17 protein-coding genes and 1 riboswitch are annotated in these 17,961 nt (G+C 73.9%); of the genes, 11 read left to right on the forward strand and 6 right to left on the reverse strand.

All coding sequences use genetic code 11. The features are described 5' to 3' along the window. The first annotated feature begins 37 nt into the window (after positions 1–37). From GA0070624_RS05900 to cds1, 3 genes are all read left to right on the forward strand, one after another. Complete coding sequence (locus GA0070624_RS05900) at positions 38–496, forward strand: Lrp/AsnC family transcriptional regulator (protein WP_091337345.1); 459 nt, start codon at positions 38–40, stop codon at positions 494–496. Positions 497–613: 117 nt separating this feature from the next. After that, positions 614–1,447 carry an SDR family NAD(P)-dependent oxidoreductase gene (locus GA0070624_RS05905; RefSeq protein WP_091337347.1) on the forward strand — a complete coding sequence of 278 codons (834 nt, stop codon included), beginning with the start codon at positions 614–616 and terminating at the stop codon, positions 1,445–1,447. 22 nt (positions 1,448–1,469) lie between these two features. After that, the gene (cds1, locus tag GA0070624_RS05910) at positions 1,470–2,561 is read left to right on the forward strand and encodes an L-cysteine desulfhydrase Cds1 (RefSeq protein WP_091337349.1); all 1,092 of its coding nucleotides are present in this window, start codon (positions 1,470–1,472) and stop codon (positions 2,559–2,561) included. Between the two features lie 59 nt (positions 2,562–2,620). On the opposite strand, the gene GA0070624_RS05915 is transcribed toward cds1, so the two are convergent. From GA0070624_RS05915 to GA0070624_RS05930, 4 genes are all read right to left on the reverse strand, one after another. Then, on the reverse strand, positions 2,621–3,250 hold the full coding sequence (locus GA0070624_RS05915) for a putative glycolipid-binding domain-containing protein (protein WP_091348238.1): 630 nt from the start codon (positions 3,248–3,250) through the stop codon (positions 2,621–2,623). Positions 3,251–3,342: 92 nt separating this feature from the next. Then, positions 3,343–5,199 carry a DEAD/DEAH box helicase gene (locus GA0070624_RS05920; protein WP_483819066.1) on the reverse strand — a complete coding sequence of 619 codons (1,857 nt, stop codon included), beginning with the start codon at positions 5,197–5,199 and terminating at the stop codon, positions 3,343–3,345. Positions 5,200–5,398: 199 nt separating this feature from the next. After that, on the reverse strand, positions 5,399–6,787 hold the full coding sequence (locus GA0070624_RS35555) for a hypothetical protein (protein WP_091337352.1): 1,389 nt from the start codon (positions 6,785–6,787) through the stop codon (positions 5,399–5,401). 113 nt (positions 6,788–6,900) lie between these two features. Beyond that, entirely contained in the window at positions 6,901–8,424 is a 1,524-nt protein-coding gene (locus tag GA0070624_RS05930) for a C40 family peptidase (RefSeq protein WP_091337355.1), read from the reverse strand. A gap of 220 nt (positions 8,425–8,644) precedes the next feature. Here GA0070624_RS05930 and mqnE point away from each other — a divergent pair, with 220 nt between their 5' ends. From mqnE to GA0070624_RS05950, 4 genes are all read left to right on the forward strand, one after another. After that, on the forward strand, positions 8,645–9,814 hold the full coding sequence (gene mqnE / locus GA0070624_RS05935; RefSeq protein ID WP_091337357.1) for an aminofutalosine synthase MqnE: 1,170 nt from the start codon (positions 8,645–8,647) through the stop codon (positions 9,812–9,814). Between the two features lie 10 nt (positions 9,815–9,824). Continuing rightward, positions 9,825–10,250, forward strand: a complete 426-nt coding sequence (locus GA0070624_RS05940) for a hypothetical protein (protein ID WP_091337359.1) — start codon at positions 9,825–9,827, stop codon at positions 10,248–10,250. Positions 10,251–10,295: 45 nt separating this feature from the next. Continuing rightward, complete coding sequence (locus GA0070624_RS05945) at positions 10,296–10,577, forward strand: DUF4229 domain-containing protein (RefSeq protein ID WP_091337361.1); 282 nt, start codon at positions 10,296–10,298, stop codon at positions 10,575–10,577. 66 nt (positions 10,578–10,643) lie between these two features. Next, positions 10,644–11,129: a hypothetical protein gene (locus GA0070624_RS05950; protein WP_141714938.1), complete on the forward strand. Its 486-nt coding sequence runs from the start codon at positions 10,644–10,646 to the stop codon at positions 11,127–11,129. An 87-nt stretch (positions 11,130–11,216) separates the two neighbouring features. Here GA0070624_RS05950 and GA0070624_RS05955 read toward each other — a convergent pair whose 3' ends face one another. Beyond that, positions 11,217–12,548: a C39 family peptidase gene (locus tag GA0070624_RS05955; RefSeq protein WP_091337365.1), complete on the reverse strand. Its 1,332-nt coding sequence runs from the start codon at positions 12,546–12,548 to the stop codon at positions 11,217–11,219. A 171-nt stretch (positions 12,549–12,719) separates the two neighbouring features. Next, a riboswitch (cobalamin riboswitch) is annotated at positions 12,720–12,804 on the forward strand. A 113-nt stretch (positions 12,805–12,917) separates the two neighbouring features. On the opposite strand from GA0070624_RS05955, the gene GA0070624_RS05960 reads away from it, so the two are divergent. The 3 genes from GA0070624_RS05960 to GA0070624_RS05970 are packed head-to-tail and all read left to right on the forward strand — an operon-like array spanning position 12,918 to position 15,851. After that, complete coding sequence (locus GA0070624_RS05960) at positions 12,918–13,853, forward strand: ABC transporter substrate-binding protein (protein WP_091337368.1); 936 nt, start codon at positions 12,918–12,920, stop codon at positions 13,851–13,853. A gap of 13 nt (positions 13,854–13,866) precedes the next feature. Further along, entirely contained in the window at positions 13,867–15,075 is a 1,209-nt protein-coding gene (locus GA0070624_RS05965) for a FecCD family ABC transporter permease (RefSeq protein WP_091337369.1), read from the forward strand. Then, positions 15,072–15,851: an ABC transporter ATP-binding protein gene (locus GA0070624_RS05970; RefSeq protein WP_091337371.1), complete on the forward strand. Its 780-nt coding sequence runs from the start codon at positions 15,072–15,074 to the stop codon at positions 15,849–15,851. The genes GA0070624_RS05965 and GA0070624_RS05970 overlap by 4 nt, the downstream gene beginning before the upstream one ends. Positions 15,852–15,958: 107 nt before the next feature. Here the strand turns inward: GA0070624_RS05970 and GA0070624_RS05975 are convergent, their stop codons facing one another. Next, positions 15,959–16,717, reverse strand: a complete 759-nt coding sequence (locus GA0070624_RS05975; protein ID WP_091337372.1) for a VOC family protein — start codon at positions 16,715–16,717, stop codon at positions 15,959–15,961. A gap of 166 nt (positions 16,718–16,883) precedes the next feature. On the opposite strand from GA0070624_RS05975, the gene GA0070624_RS05980 reads away from it, so the two are divergent. Beyond that, complete coding sequence (locus tag GA0070624_RS05980) at positions 16,884–17,933, forward strand: WD40/YVTN/BNR-like repeat-containing protein (RefSeq protein ID WP_218105118.1); 1,050 nt, start codon at positions 16,884–16,886, stop codon at positions 17,931–17,933. The last annotated feature ends 28 nt before the right edge of the window (positions 17,934–17,961 follow it).

Here is a 17,961-nt window from a genome sequence, read left to right on the forward strand (position 1 = left end):
GCCGCACGTTACGGCCGGGCGGCTAGGGTCGGGGGTCGTGGACGCGATCGACCTGAGCCTTGTTGAGCTGCTGCGGGGCAACGCCCGCCTGTCCTACGCCGAGCTGGCCCGCCAGGTCGGTCTCTCCGCCCCGGCGGTGCACGAGCGGGTCGGCAAGCTGGAATCGAGCGGCGTCGTCCGGGCGTACCGGGCCGAGGTGGAGCCGGAGGCCATCGGGCTCGGGGTCACCGCGCTGATCGGCATCGTCGAGGATTCCGGCGGGGACACCGACGACGTGCTCGAGGCGTTCCGGCAGATGCCCGAGATCGAGTCCTGCTACTTCATGGCCGGGGTCGAGTCGTTCCTGCTGAAGGCGCGGGTGGGCACGATCGCCGAGCTGGAGCAGTTGATCGTGCGGTTGAACCGCACCCCGGGGGTGGCCTCCACCCGTACCGGGATCGCCCTGTCCACCAAGTGGGAGAACCGCCCCCAGCCGATCGAGCTCCCCACCTCCTGACCCCGGGCCGGGCTGTCCGCCCGGGTCGCGCCGCGAACCCGGGCCCGCCCGGTCGCGACGGAATCGGTCCGAACGGCTGCTCTGGCGCCGGCCGGCTCGCGGCGATACGGTGCGCCGATGACGACGCCAGTGCCCGGAGCGGCCGTGGTCACCGGAGCGGCCGGCGGGCTCGGCCGGGCGATCGCCGCAGCGCTGCACGCCGACGGATGGCCGGTGCTGCTCACCGATGTGGACGCCGACGCGGTGGCCGCCGCTGCGGCGCCACTGGGCGGCTGGTCCCGCCCGCTCGACGTACGGGACGAGGCCGGCTGCGCGGCGGTGGCCGCCGAGGCTGCGCGGCGCGCGCCCGGCGGGCTCGGGCTCTGGGTGAACAACGCCGGAATCCTGGTCACCGGGCCGTCCTGGGAGCACGACGGGGCGACCCGGCGGCGGGTGGTCGAGGTGAACGCGCTGGGCGCGATGACCGGCACGCTCGCCGCGCTGGAGATCATGCGGGCGCAGGGGCACGGGCACGTGCTCAACGTCGTCTCGCTGGCCGGACTGGTCGCCCCGCCCGGCGAGACGGTCTACGCGGCGAGCAAGCACGCGCTGCTCGCGTTCAGTCTCGGCACCCTGGCCGACCTGCGGATGGCCGGGCTTCGGGGCGTACATGTGTCGTGCCTCTGCCCGGACGGGATCTGGACGCCGATGCTGCACGACCGGCTCGACGACCCCGGCGCCCTGGCCTCCTTCACCGGGTCGCTGCTGACGCCGGAGCGGGTGGCCGCCCGGGCCGTCCGGCTGGCCCGCCGTCCGCGGCCGGTGGTCACCCTGCCGCGCTGGCGCGGCGCCCAGGTCCGGCTCCTCGATGCGCTGCCCCGGCTGGCGCTCGCGCTGACCCCAGTGGTCCGGGCCGCCGGCCGGGTCGGGCAGCGCCGGCAGCGTCGCCGAGTCGGGACGGGGGCGAGTTGACCTCGCTTGTAACGTTGCCGACGTGACTCATCTGGACCGGTGCGACGAGGCCACCCGGAGGTGGGTGACCGAGGCGATCGCCATCGTCGAGGCGGACGCCAATCGGTCCGCCGACACCCACCTGCTGCCCTTCCCCCTGCCGCTGGAGTGGGGAATCGACCTCTATCTCAAGGACGAGTCGGTGCACCCGACCGGCTCGCTCAAGCACCGGCTGGCCCGGTCGCTCTTCCTCTACGGGCTCTGCAACGGTTGGATCGGCCCGGAGACCACCATCGTGGAGGCCTCCTCGGGCTCGACCGCGGTCTCCGAGGCGTACTTCGCCCGGATGCTCGGGCTGCCCTTCATCGCCGTGATGCCCGCCTCCACCTCGCAGGAGAAGATCGCCAAGATCGAGTTCCAGGGCGGGCGCTGCCACCTGGTCCAGGACCCGGCGAAGGTGGTGATCGAGGCGCGCTGGCTGGCGGAGGACTCCGGCGGCCACTTCATGGACCAGTTCACCTACGCCGAGCGGGCCACCGACTGGCGGGGCAACAACAACATCGCCGAGTCGATCCACTCGCAGCTCGCGCTGGAGCGGCACCCCGTACCGGTCTGGATCGTGGTGGGCGCCGGGACCGGCGGCACCAGCGCGACCATCGGCCGGTACGTCCGCTACCGGCGACTGCCCACCAAGCTCTGCGTGGTCGACCCGGAGAACTCGGCGTTCTACCCCGCCTGGCAGGCCGGCGACTGGTCGATCCGCACCAACCGCGGCTCGCGGATCGAGGGGATCGGCCGGCCTTGCGTGGAGGCGTCCTTCGTGCCCTCGGCGGTGGACCGGATGGTCCAGGTGCCGGACGCCGCGTCCCTGGCCGCCATGCGGGCCGGTTCGGCGGTGCTCGGCCGCCGGGTCGGCGGGTCCACCGGCACGAACCTGTGGGGCGCGTTCGGGCTGATCGCCGAGATGCTCGCCGCCGGGCGGACCGGGTCGGTGGTCACGCTGATCTGCGACGCCGGCGACCGCTACGCCGACACGTACTACGCGGACGGCTGGGTGACGGGGCAGGGGCTCGATCTCGCCCCGCACCTGGCCACCATCGACCGCTTCCTGGCCACCGGCGCCTGGCCGGCCTGACCGTCCGCCCGCCGTCAGCGCCCGCCCCCAGAGCGGCCGCCGTCAGCGGGGGCCCGGCGTCAGCGGGGGTCGATCCGCTCGGCCAGGCCCGGGTAGCGCACCACGTAGCCGTCGGGGTCCACGTCCAGGTCGGCGGTGAAGGTGCCGCTGGCGAAGCGCACCCGGCCGGGTCCGAGCGACGTGTAGACCTGCTCGGCGGGGACCACCACCAGGCTCGGCACCAGCACCCACGCCACGGCGATCCGCCGCGCGCTCTCCGCTGGCGCCCGCTGCAGACCGAGGCGGCGGATCGGCAGGATGTTGAAGAGGGTGGAGCCGCCCAGGTCGACGTCGACCGCGTCGGCCAGCCGGTCCGGGTCGTCCGTGCCCGGCAGCCCGGCCGGCGGATGACCGGCGGCGCGCAGCGCCGCGTCCAGGTCGCCCTGCTCTCCGGTGGTCACCCGCCACCGCCCGCCGCCGGGTTCCAGGCGCACACTGCGCGACCAGCCCGCCCCCTCGACCTCCACCTCAACCCGGGTGGTCGCCCAGTCCGGCCCGGCGGTCAGCTGGTACCGGCAGGTGTACGGGATCGGGTCGACGGCCAGCACCACGCCCCGCGCGACGAGACCCTGACCGTCGTCGAAAACGACGTGTTCGGCCCCGGCGGTGTCCGTCCTGGTCCAGAAGAGCGACTTCGGCTTGGTCGGCATGAACCGGACGTTACGCGACCACGCGGACAGCGGCACGGGATGTGGAAACGCCGCCGCGGAGCGTGCGCTCCACGGCGGCGTCCGGGTTCAGTTCAGTGGGTACGCGCCGGCGGTCGCCCGCCGAAGCCGCGCCGGTCGTCGCGCGGCCGGTCGTCCCGGCCCCGCCCCTCCGGACGGCCCCGGAAGTCAGCCGAGCGGAAGTCCCCGCCGCGCTCGCCGAACCGGCGCTCCCCCCGGGCGTCCCGGTCGCCGAAGCGCCGGTCCCCGGTCGACCGGTCACCGAAGCGCCGCTCTGCGGTCGGCCGGTCGCCGAACCGCCGGTCGTCGCGGCCGTCGCGGTCGCCGAAGCGGCGATCGCCACGCGCCTCGCGGTCGCCGAAGCGGCGCTCACCGGACGGGCGGCCGAAGCGCTGTTCGTCCCGTTCGCCGAACCGGCGCTCGCCCCGACCGTCCCGGTCGAACGAGCCCCGACCGTCGCGGTCGAACGAGCCCCGACCGTCGCGGTCGAACGAGCCCCGACCGTCGCGGTCGAACGAGCCCCGACCGTCGCGGTCGAACGAGCCCCGACCGTCGCGGTCGAACGAGCCCCGACCGTCGCGGTCGAAGGAGCGGCGCTCGCCGCGGCCGTCCCGGTCGCCGAAGCGGCGCGGGCCGGCCGGGCGGTCGCCGTACCGGCGCTGCTCGCGCGGCTCGTCGCGGACCGGCACCCCGCTGGGCTCCCGCGCGCCGGTCAGCTCGGCCAGCGCCGGGTCGCCGGCCCGCACCCGGGTCTGCGCCGGCTCGACGCCGGCCTTCTCCAGCATGGCCAGGGTGGTCCGGCGCTGCTTCGGCAGCACCAGCGTCGCCACCGCGCCGGACTCGCCGGCTCGGGCGGTACGGCCCGCGCGGTGCAGGTAGTCCTTCGGGTCCTTCGGCGGGTCGACGTGCAGCACCAGGGAGACCCCGTCGACGTGGATGCCCCGGGCCGCCACGTCGGTGGCGACCAGCACGTTCATCCGGCCCTCGCGGAACTCGGCCAGGGTCCGGGTACGCATCCGCTGGGTCTTTCCGCCATGCAGCCCGCCGGCGCGTACGCCGACCGCGGCGAGCTGCTCGACCAGCCGGTCGACGCCGAGCTGGGTACGGGCGAAGAGCATCGTCCGGCCCGAGCGGGCCGCGATGGACGCCGCCACCGCGAACTTGTCGTGCGGCGGGATCAGCAGCATGTGGTGGTCCATGGTGGACACGGCGGCCGTCGGCGGCGCGGTCGAGTGGGTGACCGGGTCGGTCATGAACCGCTTCACCAGCGCGTCGACGTCACCGTCCAGGGTGGCCGAGAAGAGCAGCCGCTGGGCGTCCGCCGGCGTCTTCGCCAGCAGTTCGGTCACCTCGGGCAGGAAGCCCATGTCGGCCATCTGGTCGGCCTCGTCGAGCACGGTCACCTCGACGTCGTCCAGGTGGCAGACGCCCCGCGCGATGAGGTCGCCGAGCCGGCCCGGCGTGGCGACGATGATCTCCACGCCTCGGCGGAGCGCGTCGATCTGCCGGTCGTACGGAACCCCGCCGACGGCGGTCTTGAGGAACACTCCGACGGCCTTGCCGAGCGGCATCAGCGCGTCGTTGACCTGCATGGCGAGTTCCCGGGTGGGGACCAGGACCAGGGCGCGCGGGTGCAGCGGGCGGGCCCGGTTGCGGTCCGCGAGCCGGGCGAGGACCGGCAGTCCGAAGGCGAGGGTCTTGCCGGAGCCGGTCTGGCCCCGGCCCAGCACGTCCCGGCCGGCGAGGGCGTCCGGCAGGGTGGCCCGCTGGATCTCGAACGGGGTGGTGATGCCCTGCCGGGCGAGCGCGCCGACCAGCGGCTGGGGCAGCCCCAGCGCGGCAAAGTCGGGGGTGTCGGTGCCGGTGGAGAGCTTCTCCACCGAGGTGTCGTGGGCGAACGGGGACGTGCCGGGGTCAGCAGAGCTGGTCAAGAAAAGCCTTTCGAGCGGGGCGCATCTTCGCGATGGCCCGCCGCAGCTCAAACGCCGCCGAATCGCCCGCAAGATCGCCCATGGGCGCGCGACACGCGCGCCGGGTCAGTGATCTCCACAAGTGTACGGCGGCGCGACGAACGTGCCACCGCGCTGCGATGCCGTAGTGGGCGGGCTCACCATCCCGCCGCCGGGCCGGTCACCTGCTCAGCAGGTTGCCGGTCAGCCCGCTCAGCGCGTCGTCGGCCAGCAGCACGACCAGCACGCTGATCGCCACCAGCAGACCCAGGGACGCGGCCAGGACGATCACCACGCGAGCGTTCCTCGACCGGGTGGTCCGGCGGTCCTCCGTCCACCCCTGCGCCAGGATGTGCCCGGTCAGGGAGCCGGAGTTCTCCAGCGGGTTGCCCCGGGGAAAGGACACCGTGGCGAAGCCCGGTCCGTCGGCGCCGCCGTACGCCGTGCCGGCCAGGTCCGGACCGCCCTGGTAGCTGGTCCGCCCGGGGCGTCCGCCGGCCGGCACCCCGCTGACCTGCCGGTCCGTCGCCGGTGGCGCGCTCGTCCGAAACCCGGGCACGCCGCTCCGGGCGGCCCCGCCGTCCAGATGGTCGGCCGGGTTGGTGGACGGCGGCCAGGTGGGCAGTGCCGGCGCGGGCACCACCGGCGGCGCGGACACCGGCCGGCCCGCCTGCGCGGGGATCACCGGCGGGGCGGAGACCGGCCCGCCCGCCGGGGTGGCCATGGCGGGCGGGGGCGGGAACGGTGGGGCCGGCATCGGGCCCGGTGGCGGCGGGGGTGGGGGCACCGGCGGACCGGGCGGCGGCACGGGCGGCTCGGGAACCGGTGGGACCGGCCCCGGGGTGGGCCGGGGAGCCGGCCGCGGCGCGGGCTTCGGCGGCACCGGCGGGAACGGCGGCTCGGGTTCCGGCACGGGCGGCGCCGGCGAGGGTGGAGTCGGTCCCGGCACGGGCGTGGGGGCCGGCTCGGGTTCGGGCGTGGGCGGCTTCGGGGGCTGGGCCGGCTCGGGCGGCTGCGCCGGCTCGGGGGGCTCGGGATTGACCGGACCCGAGCGGTAGACGTTGGTACCGCCCGCCTTCGCCACCAGCGCGCCACCGGCCGCTCCCGCATCGTCGGCGGGGATCCGGCTCTGCCCCGGTACGGAGGCACTGGCGCGGGCCGGACGAGCCACGGGGTCGCGCCGGCCCGGCACGGCCCCGCCCGACGCGTCCGGCTCGGACCCGGCCGGCGCGTCGGCGGCGGCGAAGCCGGACCAGGTGGAGGGCGTCACCGTGGCACCGGGGCGGCGCCGGTCCAGGGGCGGGATGGGCTGCGGTGGCACCTCGGCCGGCGCGCCCGCGCGGTAGGTCGTCGCGGTCGCCGGGGCGGTCGGCCGCTCACCGTCGGAGGCGGCGACGCTGGCGACGCTGACCCGACCCCGGACGACAGCGGCCGGGCTCGGCGCGGGGGATCCGGTCTGCGGGTTGGAGCCGGCGGCGGCCGGGTCAGGCGTAACGTCGGCCGCTCGGTCGGCCGAGCCGGGCGCGGATCCGGGGTGGACCGTCTCCGCCGGAACCTCTTGCTCGCCCATGCTCGCCCTCCGCGCCTGCGCTCGCACCCGGACCGTGGTGTCGGGCCGGGAGTGCCTGAATCTCACCGTGCCACATTCCGGCCCGGCGGCACAGTCGGAGTGGACGGTTGCCGTCAGCCGCCGGCGCTCGCGCTGGCCGAGGCCTGCTCCGATGTGCTGCTGCTCGTCGTCGGGCTCGGCTCGCTCGTCTCCGCCGGCGACGTCGTCTCGGGGGCGGAAGTGGTCGGCGGCGGGGTGGTCGGCGATGGCGTGGGCGACGGCGAGGTGGACGGGCTGGTGGTCGGGCTCGGCGTGGTGGTCGTGGGCGTCGGCGTCGGCGTACGGGTGGGCTTCGGCGTGGCCGTCCTCGTCGGCGTCGGCGTCGGCCTCGGCTGGGTGGTCGTCCGTGTCGGCGCGGGCACCGGGCGTGCCGGAGCGGGCATTGCCCCGATGACCCGGGTGGCGGCGTAGAGCCGGCTCCAGCGGACGGTGGAGATCTTCACGACGTCGCCGCTGCGTGGCGCCTCCACCATCTTGCCGCCGCCGATGTACATCGCGACGTGGTGGATCGTCGTCCAGCTGCTGCCCGAGGCGAAGAAGAGCAGGTCACCCGGGAGCAGGAAGTTGGGGTCCACGGTCCGGCTCCGGGTGGCGTAGTACTGGTCCCGGGAGACGCGGGGCAGGTCGCGGTAGCCGGCCGACAGGTACGAGGCGAGGACCAGGCCGGAGCAGTCGAACCGGTCCGGCCCCTCCGCCGCCCACAGGTAGGGGTCGCCGAGCTGGGCCAGGGCGTACCGCACGGCGGCCAGGGCCCGGGGGTCGGCGACCAGCCCGCTCACGCTCTGATTGCCGACGTACGACCTGCCGAGAAGCTGCTCGGCGGCCTCCTCACGCCGCTCCGCCTCGAGCAGTTGCGCCGCGTTGTCCCGGCGCAGCTTCAGCAGCCGGGCCTCCTGCTCGTGGTGTGCCTTCTCGACCGCGGCGTACTGCTCGTCGGCGTTGCGCGCCCGCGACTCGGCGGCGGCGTACGCCTCACGCGCGATCTGCTCGGCGGCGCGCGCCCGGGCCAGCTCGCCGGCCGCGGCGGTGGTCGCCCCCTCGGCCTTGTCGCCGCGGGTGATCCGCTGGAGCATGCTCAGGTCGTGCAGGTCCTCGCCGAACTCGCCGGGCGGGAGGGCGGCCGCGGCCTTGACCGCCTCGGCCGCCGCGGCGTCGGCGCCCGCCTGCGCCGTGGCGAGCGCCTCGTCGGCCCGCTTGAGCTCACCCGCCGCGAGGGCCAGCTGGGACTGCGCCTCGGTGCGCTGGTCGCGTAGTTGCAGCAGCTGGTCGGCGAGCAGGCCGACCTGGGCGTCGAGGGCTTCGATCTGGGCGATGAGCGGGCCACCAACGGGGTTGGCGGACGCCGTGCCGGGGGCGCCGGGCACCGCGGTGCCGGGCAGGCCCGGGACCGAGCCGGGCAGCCGCCAACCGGCGGCGGGGGCCGGGCGGGAGCCGGTGTCGGGAACCGTGTTCGGCAGCGGCGGCTCGGCCCAGGCCGGGGCGGCGAGGGCCGCCGCGGCGACGGCGCCGAGCAGAGCGGACCAGAGCGCGGGACGCAGCACCGGCGAGACCACCGGGCTCCTGCGTCGTTGCCGCCGCCCCTGCTCGCTGTCGGCCATTCCGCTCCCCGTCCGGTCTGGTGTGCCCTGGGACGGTACCAGTGTGTGTGTCCCGCCCCATCCTGTCTTACCTCACGGACGCAGGGATGTCGATGCGCGGAGCGTGACGACCGGCTGGAAGTCCGGTGAAGTAGGTCGCTGGGGTTGACCGGGCCGTCGGTTCGTCGGAGGAGAGACGTACGCTCGACCGGGACTTCAGGTGGAAGGGACGTGGCTTTCGATGGACGCCGGACTCAAGCGCGAGCTCGAAGCGAAGGTGTACGCGGGGGAGCGGCTGACCCGTGAGGACGGAATCGCGCTCTACGACAGCGACGACCTCGCCTGGCTCGGGCGGCTGGCCCACCACAGGCGCACCGAGCTCAACGGCGACGGGGTGATGTTCAACGTCAACCGGCACCTCAACCTCACCAACGTCTGCTCCGCCTCGTGCGCGTACTGCTCGTTCCAGCGCAAGCCGGGGGAGAAGGACGCCTACACGATGCGCATCGACGAGGCGGTCCGCAAGGCAAAGGAGATGGAGGACGAGCAGCTCACCGAGCTGCACATCGTCAACGGCCTGCACCCGACCCTGCCCTGGCGCTACTACCCGAAGGTGCTGCGCGAGCTGAAGGCGGCGCTGCCGAACGTCAAGCTCAAGTGCTTCACCGCGACCGAGGTGCAGTGGTTCGAGAAGATCAGCGGCCTCTCCGCCGACGAGATCCTCGACGAGTTGATGGACGCCGGCCTGGAGTCGCTCACCGGCGGTGGCGCGGAGATCTTTGACTGGGAGGTCCGGCAGCACATCGTCGACCACGCCTGCCACTGGGAGGACTGGTCGCGGATCCACCGGCTGGCCCACTCGAAGGGCATGAAGACCCCGTCGACCATGCTCTACGGCCACATCGAGGAGCCCCGGCACCGGGTGGACCACGTGCTGCGGCTGCGCGAGCTGCAGGACGAGACGGGTGGGTTCGCGGTGTTCATTCCGCTGCGCTACCAGCACGACTTCGTCGACTCGGCGGATGGCAAGATCCGTAACCGGATCCAGGCCCGCACCACGATGGCCTCGCCGGCCGAGTCGCTGAAGACCTTCGCGGTCTCCCGGCTGCTCTTCGACAACGTGCCGCACGTGAAGTGCTTCTGGGTGATGCACGGCCTGTCGGTCGCCCAGCTCTCGCTCAACTTCGGTGTGGACGATCTGGACGGCTCGGTCGTGGAATACAAGATCACCCACGACGCCGACGCGTACGGCACGCCGAACACCATGCACCGGGAGGACCTGTTGCACCTGATCTGGGACGCCGGCTTCCGCCCGGTCGAGCGGGACACCCGCTACAACGTGGTCCGGGAGTACGACGCCGCCCCGTCGCTGGTGGAGCGCCGCTCCGAGCCGCAGCAGGTCTGGGCCTGACCGCGGACCGATGAGCGAACAGCAGCAGCGGGCCTTCCCCCGGCGGGACGCCGAGGGACGCATCCTCACCCTGGGCGACCTGCTCGGCGTGAGCCTCGCCGGCCTGGTGATCGGGGTGCTGGCGCTGGTGCTCTTCGAGTGGGCGTTCGCCTCGATCGGGGCCGGTGGCTTCGGCCGTACCAACGGCTGGCTGGCGGTGATCCTGCCGTTGTGGTTGTTCTGGGACGACTTCCGGGCCTGGGAGTTCGGGGCGGCCCGGGTGGTCGCGGCGCTGGTCGCCGGCGTGGTCGGGGTGTTCGCCGGGCTGCTGGCGGCCGGCCTGGCCGCCGGGCTGCCGCCGCTGGTCTCCGGCGCGCTGGCTGCGGCGGTCTTCACCCTGACGTACGCGGTGATCTGGTTTCATGGCGTGCACTGGCTGGCCCGGCGGACGGGCTGAACCTCCCGCCCCCGACGGTCGGGTGGCGGAGAACGGAGTGCGAACGTGAGCGCGGCGGTCAAGTACACGCTGGGCCGGATCGGGCTGTTCGTCCTGGTGCTCGCGGCCCTCTGGCCGATCGAGATGAACATCTTCCTCCGGCTGATGCTGGCGCTGGCCTTCTCCGCCGCGCTCTCCTTCTTCCTGCTGCGGGGCTGGCGGGACGAGATGGCCGGCGAGATGGCCGAGTCGGCGGAGCGTCGTCGCGCGGAGAAGGAGCGCCTCCGCTCCGCGCTGGCCGGCGAGGAGCAGCCCGGCGAGGGTGAGCCCGGCGAGCAGCCTCGCTGAGACCGGGACCATGCAGCACCGAAGCGGGGCAGCGCGATCGGAGCCGGACCGCTAGGGTCGGCCGGCGTGAGTGCTATGGACAAGATCAATGGCTGGCGGAGCAAGGTTTTCGTCTGGATCGGCCTTCCGGTCATCGCCGCCATCGGGCTGATGCTGGGTGCCACCGACCTCGCTCCCGCCTGGGAGGCGAAGAACGGTGGCGGCACGTCGGGCACGTTCACCGCGGTGAACGAGGAATGCGGGCGGCGCAACTGTGAGTGGCACGGCGACTTCGTGGCCACCGAGGGCGGCGCCAAGCGCGCCGACGTCATCCTCTACGACGCGCCGGACGGGCTGTCCCAGGGCAGCACCGCCCCGGCCCGCGACACGGGCGCCCGCAAGGGCGTCTTCTCCACCACCGGCGGGTCGACGTACCTGCTGGTCACCGGGCTTACCGTGGCCGGCCTCGCCGCCGCCGTGGCCTGGGTGGTCATCATCGTCCGGATGATCCGGCGGCGGCGCCAGCCGGCGGAGCCCCCGGCCCCGCCGGCCTCGTTCGCCCCGTCGCGCTGAGCCCGGCCGACCGGCCGACGACGACACGTTCGAACGACGAGCCCGGCACGGTGCACCGTGCCGGGCTCGTCGTTCACGAGTGGACTGTCACCAGTTCGTCGAGCCCGGCACCACCGGCCAGGGCCGGTCGGTCGGCTTGATCAGGTAGACGATGCCGCCGGAGCCGCTGCCGGTGCCGCCGCTGGCGGTGGTCCGCTTGGTCCGCAGCCAGATCTGCTCGAACTGCTCCCGCTGGTAGACGTTCCGGACCGCCTCGTTGCTGGACGACGCGGGGTCGTTGGCGATGACGTCGCCGTCGGCGGTGAAGCCGACGATCACCATCAGGTGCCCGGAGGTGCCGTAGCCCGCCCCGTCCAGCTCGCTGGCGAGGAAGGACTGGCTGGTCACCACGGGGATGCCGGCGGCGATGAAGTGCTCCAGCTCGTCCAGCGAGTGCAGCCGGGTCACCTTCGCCTCGAGGCCCGGGAAGCTGGCCGCATACGCGGTGTTGAACGGCCAGTTGCCGGCGCCGTCGTACTGGTAGTCGTAGACCATCCGGGCGGCGTGGTTGACCGTCGGGTCGGGGTAGGTCGGGTCCACCCAGGACGTGTCCTGCGCGGAGGGCTTGCGGCCCCAGTACTCGACCACCATCTCGGTCGAGGTGGGCGAGCACCAGGCCTCGCCGCCGCCGTCGTACTCGGGGTAGTGGCCGGCGTGGATGTTCTGCGAGTAGCGCGGCACCGGCAGCTCGACGCCCCAGGCGATGTGGCCGGCGCTGGGGGTCACGGTGAACCGGGCCGGCACGTACGAGCTCATCGCCCCGAGCGAGCGGACCACCGGCGACGCGGTCTGCGCCGGGTCGCGGTAGAGGGTCAGCCGGAGCTGGTACGCCCGCAGCAGCACCCCGGCGGTCTCATCGTTGATGGCGAAGGTGTCCGTCCAGATGCTGGAGGTCTTGTCGCCCTGCTTGTCGACGGTGGTCCGCTTGATGTCGGCGTCGCCGGAGGCCCAGCGCCCCATGACGTACCACGGGGTCCGGGTGCCGGTGGTGTAGGTGCCCTGGAGCTCGACCTGGATCCAGGTGCCGGCGGGGGTCTCCGCGTTCCAGGAGGCGACCAGTTCGCTGGCGTCGAAGCCGACCTCGGTCAGCGGGGAGGTCCAGGTGCCGTACGCCCAGGTCCGCTTGCTCTTGCTGTGCGGGTCCTTGTACTGGGTCGTGCCGACCGGCGTGCCGAGGGTGAGGCCGGCGGGGGTGACCACCGTGCCGGCGGCCGTGCCGGCCTGCCAGTCGGCGTCGCCGGACCAGCCCTGCCAGGTGATCTGCTCGTCGTGGGTCACCGCCTCGTCGGCGGTGACGGCCCCGGCGGGGGCGGTGGTGCCGAGGAGGGCGAGCGCGGTCACGCCGGCGAGGGCGACCGCACGCAAGGGTTTCGTGGCCATGGCAGCTCCACAGGAGTGAGGCGTCGTTGCCGTTCACTGTCCCGCTTGGAAGGAACTTTCGCCAGATGTTCATGGATGGAAAATCGTTGCCGACGCGCGGGCCCCACCCCGCCCGTGCGGGCGATCTCGACCGGTCGTGCGCTACCGTGCTACCGACCAACCCGCAGCGAAGCCGGTGTGAAACCGGCGCTGTCCCGCAACTGTGATGCCCCGCTCGTCGGCCCCACGCCGGCGCCGACCGCGGGGACGAGCCAGGTCGCCTGTGGCGCGGTCGCGACACGCGCTCTCGAGGAAGGGCGCCTCGCGGGCGGGCGGCGTACGCGGTCCCTGTCGGCGAAGCACCAGAATCCTCGACCGACAGGAGGACCGATGTCCAGACGTACCCCCCGGCTCTTCGCCGCGACCCTCGCGGTGGTCGCGCTCGCCCTCGGTGCCTGCGCCGAGAAGACGTCCGACACCCCCGCCGCCGGCAGCAGTTCGGCGGCCGCCGCCTTTCCCGTCACCGTCGGCAAGCTGACGCTGGAGAAGCGCCCCGAGAAGATCGTCTCGCTCTCGCCGACCGCGACCGAGATGCTCTTCGCCATCGGCGCGGGCAGGCAGGTCACCGCCGTCGACGACCAGTCGAACTACCCGCCGGAGGCGCCGAAGAGCGACCTGTCCGGCTTCCAGCCGAACGCCGAGGCGATCGCCGGTAAGAGCCCCGACCTGGTGGTGCTCTCCAACGACACCAACAAGATCGTCGACCAGCTCACCACGCTGAAGATCCCGGTGCTGCTCGCCCCGGCGGCCAGCACGCTGGACGACACCTACCGGCAGATCACCGATCTGGGCGCGCTGACCGGCCACCCGACCGAGGCCGCCGACGTCACCCGGCGGATGAAGGACGACATCGCCAAGCTGACGAAGGACCTGCCGCAGCGGGCGAAGAAGCTGACCTACTACCACGAGCTGGGCCCGGAGCTGTACAGCGCCACCAGCAAGACCTTCATCGGCTCGATCTACGCCCTCGCCGGCCTGGAGAACATCGCCGATCCGTCGGACGCCGACGGCAAGAACGGCGGCTACCCGCAGCTCTCCCAGGAGGTCATCGTCAAGGCGAACCCGGACTTCGTCTTCCTGGCCGACACCAAGTGCTGCCAGCAGACCGCGGAGACGGTCAAGGCGCGCAGCGGCTGGGCCGGCGTCACCGCGGTGAAGAACAACCAGATCGTCGCCCTCGACGACGACATCGCCTCGCGCTGGGGCCCGCGCGTGGTCGACCTGCTCCGGTCGATCGTCGACGCCACCGCCAAGGTGCCCGCGTGACGGTCTCCCGTCGATGACCGTGCGACCCACCGAACCCCGGCCGGCCGGGACGCCCGACGCGTCCCGGCCCACCGGCGTACCCGCGCAGGGCGCCGGCGCCGCGTCCGGTCCGGGCGTCGAGGCCGGCCGTCCGGCGGTCACGCGGTCCGCCCCCGCCCCGGGTGCCGGCGGCCCGGCCCGGCCAGCCGCACTGCGCAAGCGCTGGCTCGCCGCCGGCCTCGGCGCGGTGCTGGTCGCGCTGGTCGCCGGGGTGTCGTTCGGGCCGGTCAGCCTGCCGCCCGGCAGCGTCGCCGCCGAACTGCTCAACCTGCTGCCCGGGGTGCACCTGGACAGCGGACTGACCGAGCGGGACGTCGCCATCGTCACCGAGCTGCGGCTGCCCCGGGTGGTGCTCGGCCTGCTGGTCGGTGGCCTGCTCGCCCTGGCCGGCGGCTGCTACCAGGGGGTCTTCCGCAACCCGCTGGCCGACCCGTACCTGCTGGGCGTGGCGGCCGGTGCCGGGCTGGCGGTGACCGCGGTGATCGCCCTCGGCGTCGGGGCGGGCGGGGCGCTGACCGGGCTGCCGGTCACCATCCCGCTGGCCGCGTTCGTCGGCTCGCTCGGTGCGGTGGCCCTGACGTACCTGCTCGGCGCGGCCGGCGGGCGGGACCGCTCCCCGGCGACGCTGATCCTGGCCGGGGTGGCGGTCTCCGCCTTCCTCGCCGCCGGCCAGACCTACCTGCTGCAGCGCAACTCTGACGACATCCAGCAGGTCTACTCCTGGCTGCTCGGCCGGCTGGCCACCGCCGGCTGGCAGGACGTCCGGCTGGTCCTGCCGTACTTCGTGCTGACCGCCGTGGTCGTGCTGCTGCACCGGCGGGAACTCGACGTGCTCTCCGTCGGCGACGACGAGGCGACCAGCCTCGGGCTGCACCCGCAGCGCTCCCGCTACCTGCTGATCGCCGCCGCCTCGCTCGGCACCGCCGCCGCCGTTTCCGCCTCCGGGCTGATCGGCTTCGTCGGCATCATCGTGCCGCACACCGTACGGCTGCTGGCCGGCTCCAGCTACCGGGTGATCCTGCCGCTCTCCATGCTCTTCGGCGGGGCGTTCCTCGCGCTGACCGACGTGGTCGCCCGGACCGCCGCCGCCCCGGCCGAGATCCCGATCGGCGTGGTCACCGCGCTGCTCGGCGGGCCGTTCTTCGTCCTGGTCCTGCGCACCTCCCGGCGGGTGCTCACATGAACCCGCTCGCGGTCGAGGTGCGCGACCTGCACGTCAGCCTGGGCGGCGCGCCGATCCTGGCCGGCGTCGACCTGACCGTCGCCGCCGGCGAGTGGGTCACCGTGATCGGCCCGAACGGCGCCGGCAAGTCGACCCTGCTGCGCGCCGTCGGCGGCCTGCGCTCCGCGCCGGGTGCGGTCTCCCTCTTCGGTACGCCGATCCAGGCGCTGCGCCGCCGGGACCGGGCCCGGGTGGTGGCCACCGTCGCGCAGTCCCCGGTGGTGCCGGCCGGCATGTCGGTGCTGGACTACGTGCTGCTCGGCCGCACCCCGTACATCCCGCCGCTGGGCCGGGAGTCGGCCGCCGACCTGGCCGCCGTGCACGGGGTGCTGGACCGGCTGGACCTCGGTGCCTTCGGACACCGCGAACTGGCCACGCTCTCCGGCGGCGAGCGGCAGCGGGTCTTCCTGGCCCGGGCGCTGGCCCAGGGCGCGACCCTGCTGCTGCTCGACGAGCCGACCAGCGCGCTGGACATCGGCCACCAGCAGGAGGTGCTGGAACTGGTCGACCAGCTCCGCCGGGAACACGGCCTGACCGTGCTCGCCACCATGCACGACCTCTCGGTCGCCGGCGAGTACGCCGACCGCCTGGTCCTGCTCGCCGACGGCCGGGTCGCCGCGGCGGGCCCACCCCGCGAGGTCCTCACCGAACACCTGCTCGCCACCCACTACCGCGCCCACGTCCGCGTCGTCCAGGGCGACCACGGCCCCCTCGTCGTCCCCGTCCGCCCTCGCTGACCCCCACCCCCACCCTCCGCGATCTTGCACTTTCGGCCCCGACCAAAGGGTCATAAGCGACGTATCCCTGGCCGAAAGTGCAAGATCGGCGCAAGTGGGGCGGCGGGTCAGGAGAGGGCGGTGATGTTGAAGAGGGCGCCCTGGGGGTCGCGGAGGGCCGCGATGCGGCCCGCGGGGATGTCCCGGGGCGGGACCAGGATGGTGCCGCCCAGCTCGGCGGCGCGGGCGGCGGCGGTGTCGGCGTCCGCCACCGCGAAGTAGACCGACCAGTACGCCGGCAGGTTGGCCGGAAGTTCCTCCAGCGGCGGCATCATCCCGGCGACGATCCGGGCGCCGCACCGCCAACCGGTGTACGTGACCGGGCCCATCGGCTGGTCCTCCGGTTGCCAGCCGAAGACCAGCCCGTAGAACTCCTTGGCGCGGTCGGGATCGGGAGTGACCAGCTCGTTCCAACTCATCGCACCGGGGACGTTGAACAGCTCCGCGCCGGGCATCGCCATCGGTTGCCAGACGCTGAACACCGCCCCGGCCGGATCGGCGAAGACCGCCATCCGCCCCTGGTCGAAGACGTTGAACGGGGACACCACCACCTGCCCGCCGGCCTCCTCCACCCGGGTTGCCGCCAGGTCGGCGTCGTCGGTCGACACGTACGTCGACCAGATCGGGACCTGGTCGGGGCTGGCCGGCGGCCCGGCCCCGGCCACCGAGCGGCCGTCCTTCAGGAAGACGGTGTAGCCGCCCGCCTCGGGCTGCGGGGAGACGCGGCCGGTCCAGCCGAACAGCTGCGGGTAGAACCGCTTCGCGTCCTCCAGGTCCGGCGTGGCCAGGTCGGTCCAGCAGGGCGTGCCCGGCTCGACGGTGCTCACGCTGACCCCTCTCGGCAGGGGGCGGCCCCGGCGGCACGCCCTGCGGGCATCGTGGCACCGTCCCGGGAGCCGGTGGGCCGGAATCGGACAAAAGGTCAGGTGAAGAGACCTCCCCTCGGCCCGCCGGGAGTATCGGTTGTCGCCGATCTCCGGTAGGTTCCGGCGCATGCGGATGCGTACGCTCACCTCCCTCGTCCTGGCCGCCGCCGTCGTCGCCACCAGCTCCGGGGCCGCCTGGCGCCCGAGCCCCACCTGGCAGCTCAGCGACACCGGGGTGACCGCCCGGCTGCGCGGACTGTCCCCGGTGGACGGTCGGGTGACGTGGGCCAGCGGCAGCGCTTCCACAGTGCTGCGGACCGTCGATGGTGGACGCGAGTGGGAGCAGGTGGGGCCGACCACCGACGTACCGCTGCAGTTCCGGGACATCGAGGCGTTCGACGCGTACCGGGCGGTGATCCTGTCGATCGGGCCGGGCGGCGAGTCGCGCGTCTACCGCACCGACGACGGCGGTCGGAGCTGGGCCGAGACCTTCCGCAACGACGACGACCGGGCCTTCTACGACTGCCTGGCCTTCTTCGACGACCGGCACGGGCTGGCGCTCTCCGATCCGGTGGACGGCCGGTTCCGGCTGATCTCCACCGCCGACGGCGGCCGCTCGTGGTCGGTGCTGCCGACCGACGGCATGCCGGCCGCACTGCCCGGTGAGTTCGCGTTCGCCGCCAGCGGCACCTGCCTGGCCACCGCGGACCAAGGCGCGAACAGCGCCTGGTTCGCCACCGGTGGCGGGTCGACCGCGCGGGTGTTCCGCACGAACGACCGTGGGCACACCTGGCAGGTCACCGACACCCCGGTGCCCAGCGGCCCGTCCGCTGGCATCTACTCGCTGGCCTTCCGCGATCCGGGGCACGGCGTCGCGCTGGGCGGCGACTTCACCACCCCGACCAGCGCGCCGGACGGCGCCGCCTGGACCGCCGACGGCGGGCGCACCTGGTCCGTCGCCGCCGAGCAGCCCGGCGAGTACCGCTCTGGGGCGGCCTGGGCGGACGGCATGACCGCCCTCGCGGTCGGACCGACCGGCAGCGACATCAGCCGCGACGGCGGCCGGACCTGGCAGCGCTTCGACACCGGCAGCTTCGACGCGGTGGAGTGCACTCCGACGGGCGGCTGCTGGGCCTCCGGGGAGCAGGGCCGGGTAGCCCGGCTGGCCTGGCGCTGAGGGCGTCGGCCGGCCGGAGGCCGCGGCG

The sequence above is a fragment of the Micromonospora rhizosphaerae genome (genome assembly GCF_900091465.1).
GTDB lineage: Bacteria > Actinomycetota > Actinomycetes > Mycobacteriales > Micromonosporaceae > Micromonospora > Micromonospora rhizosphaerae.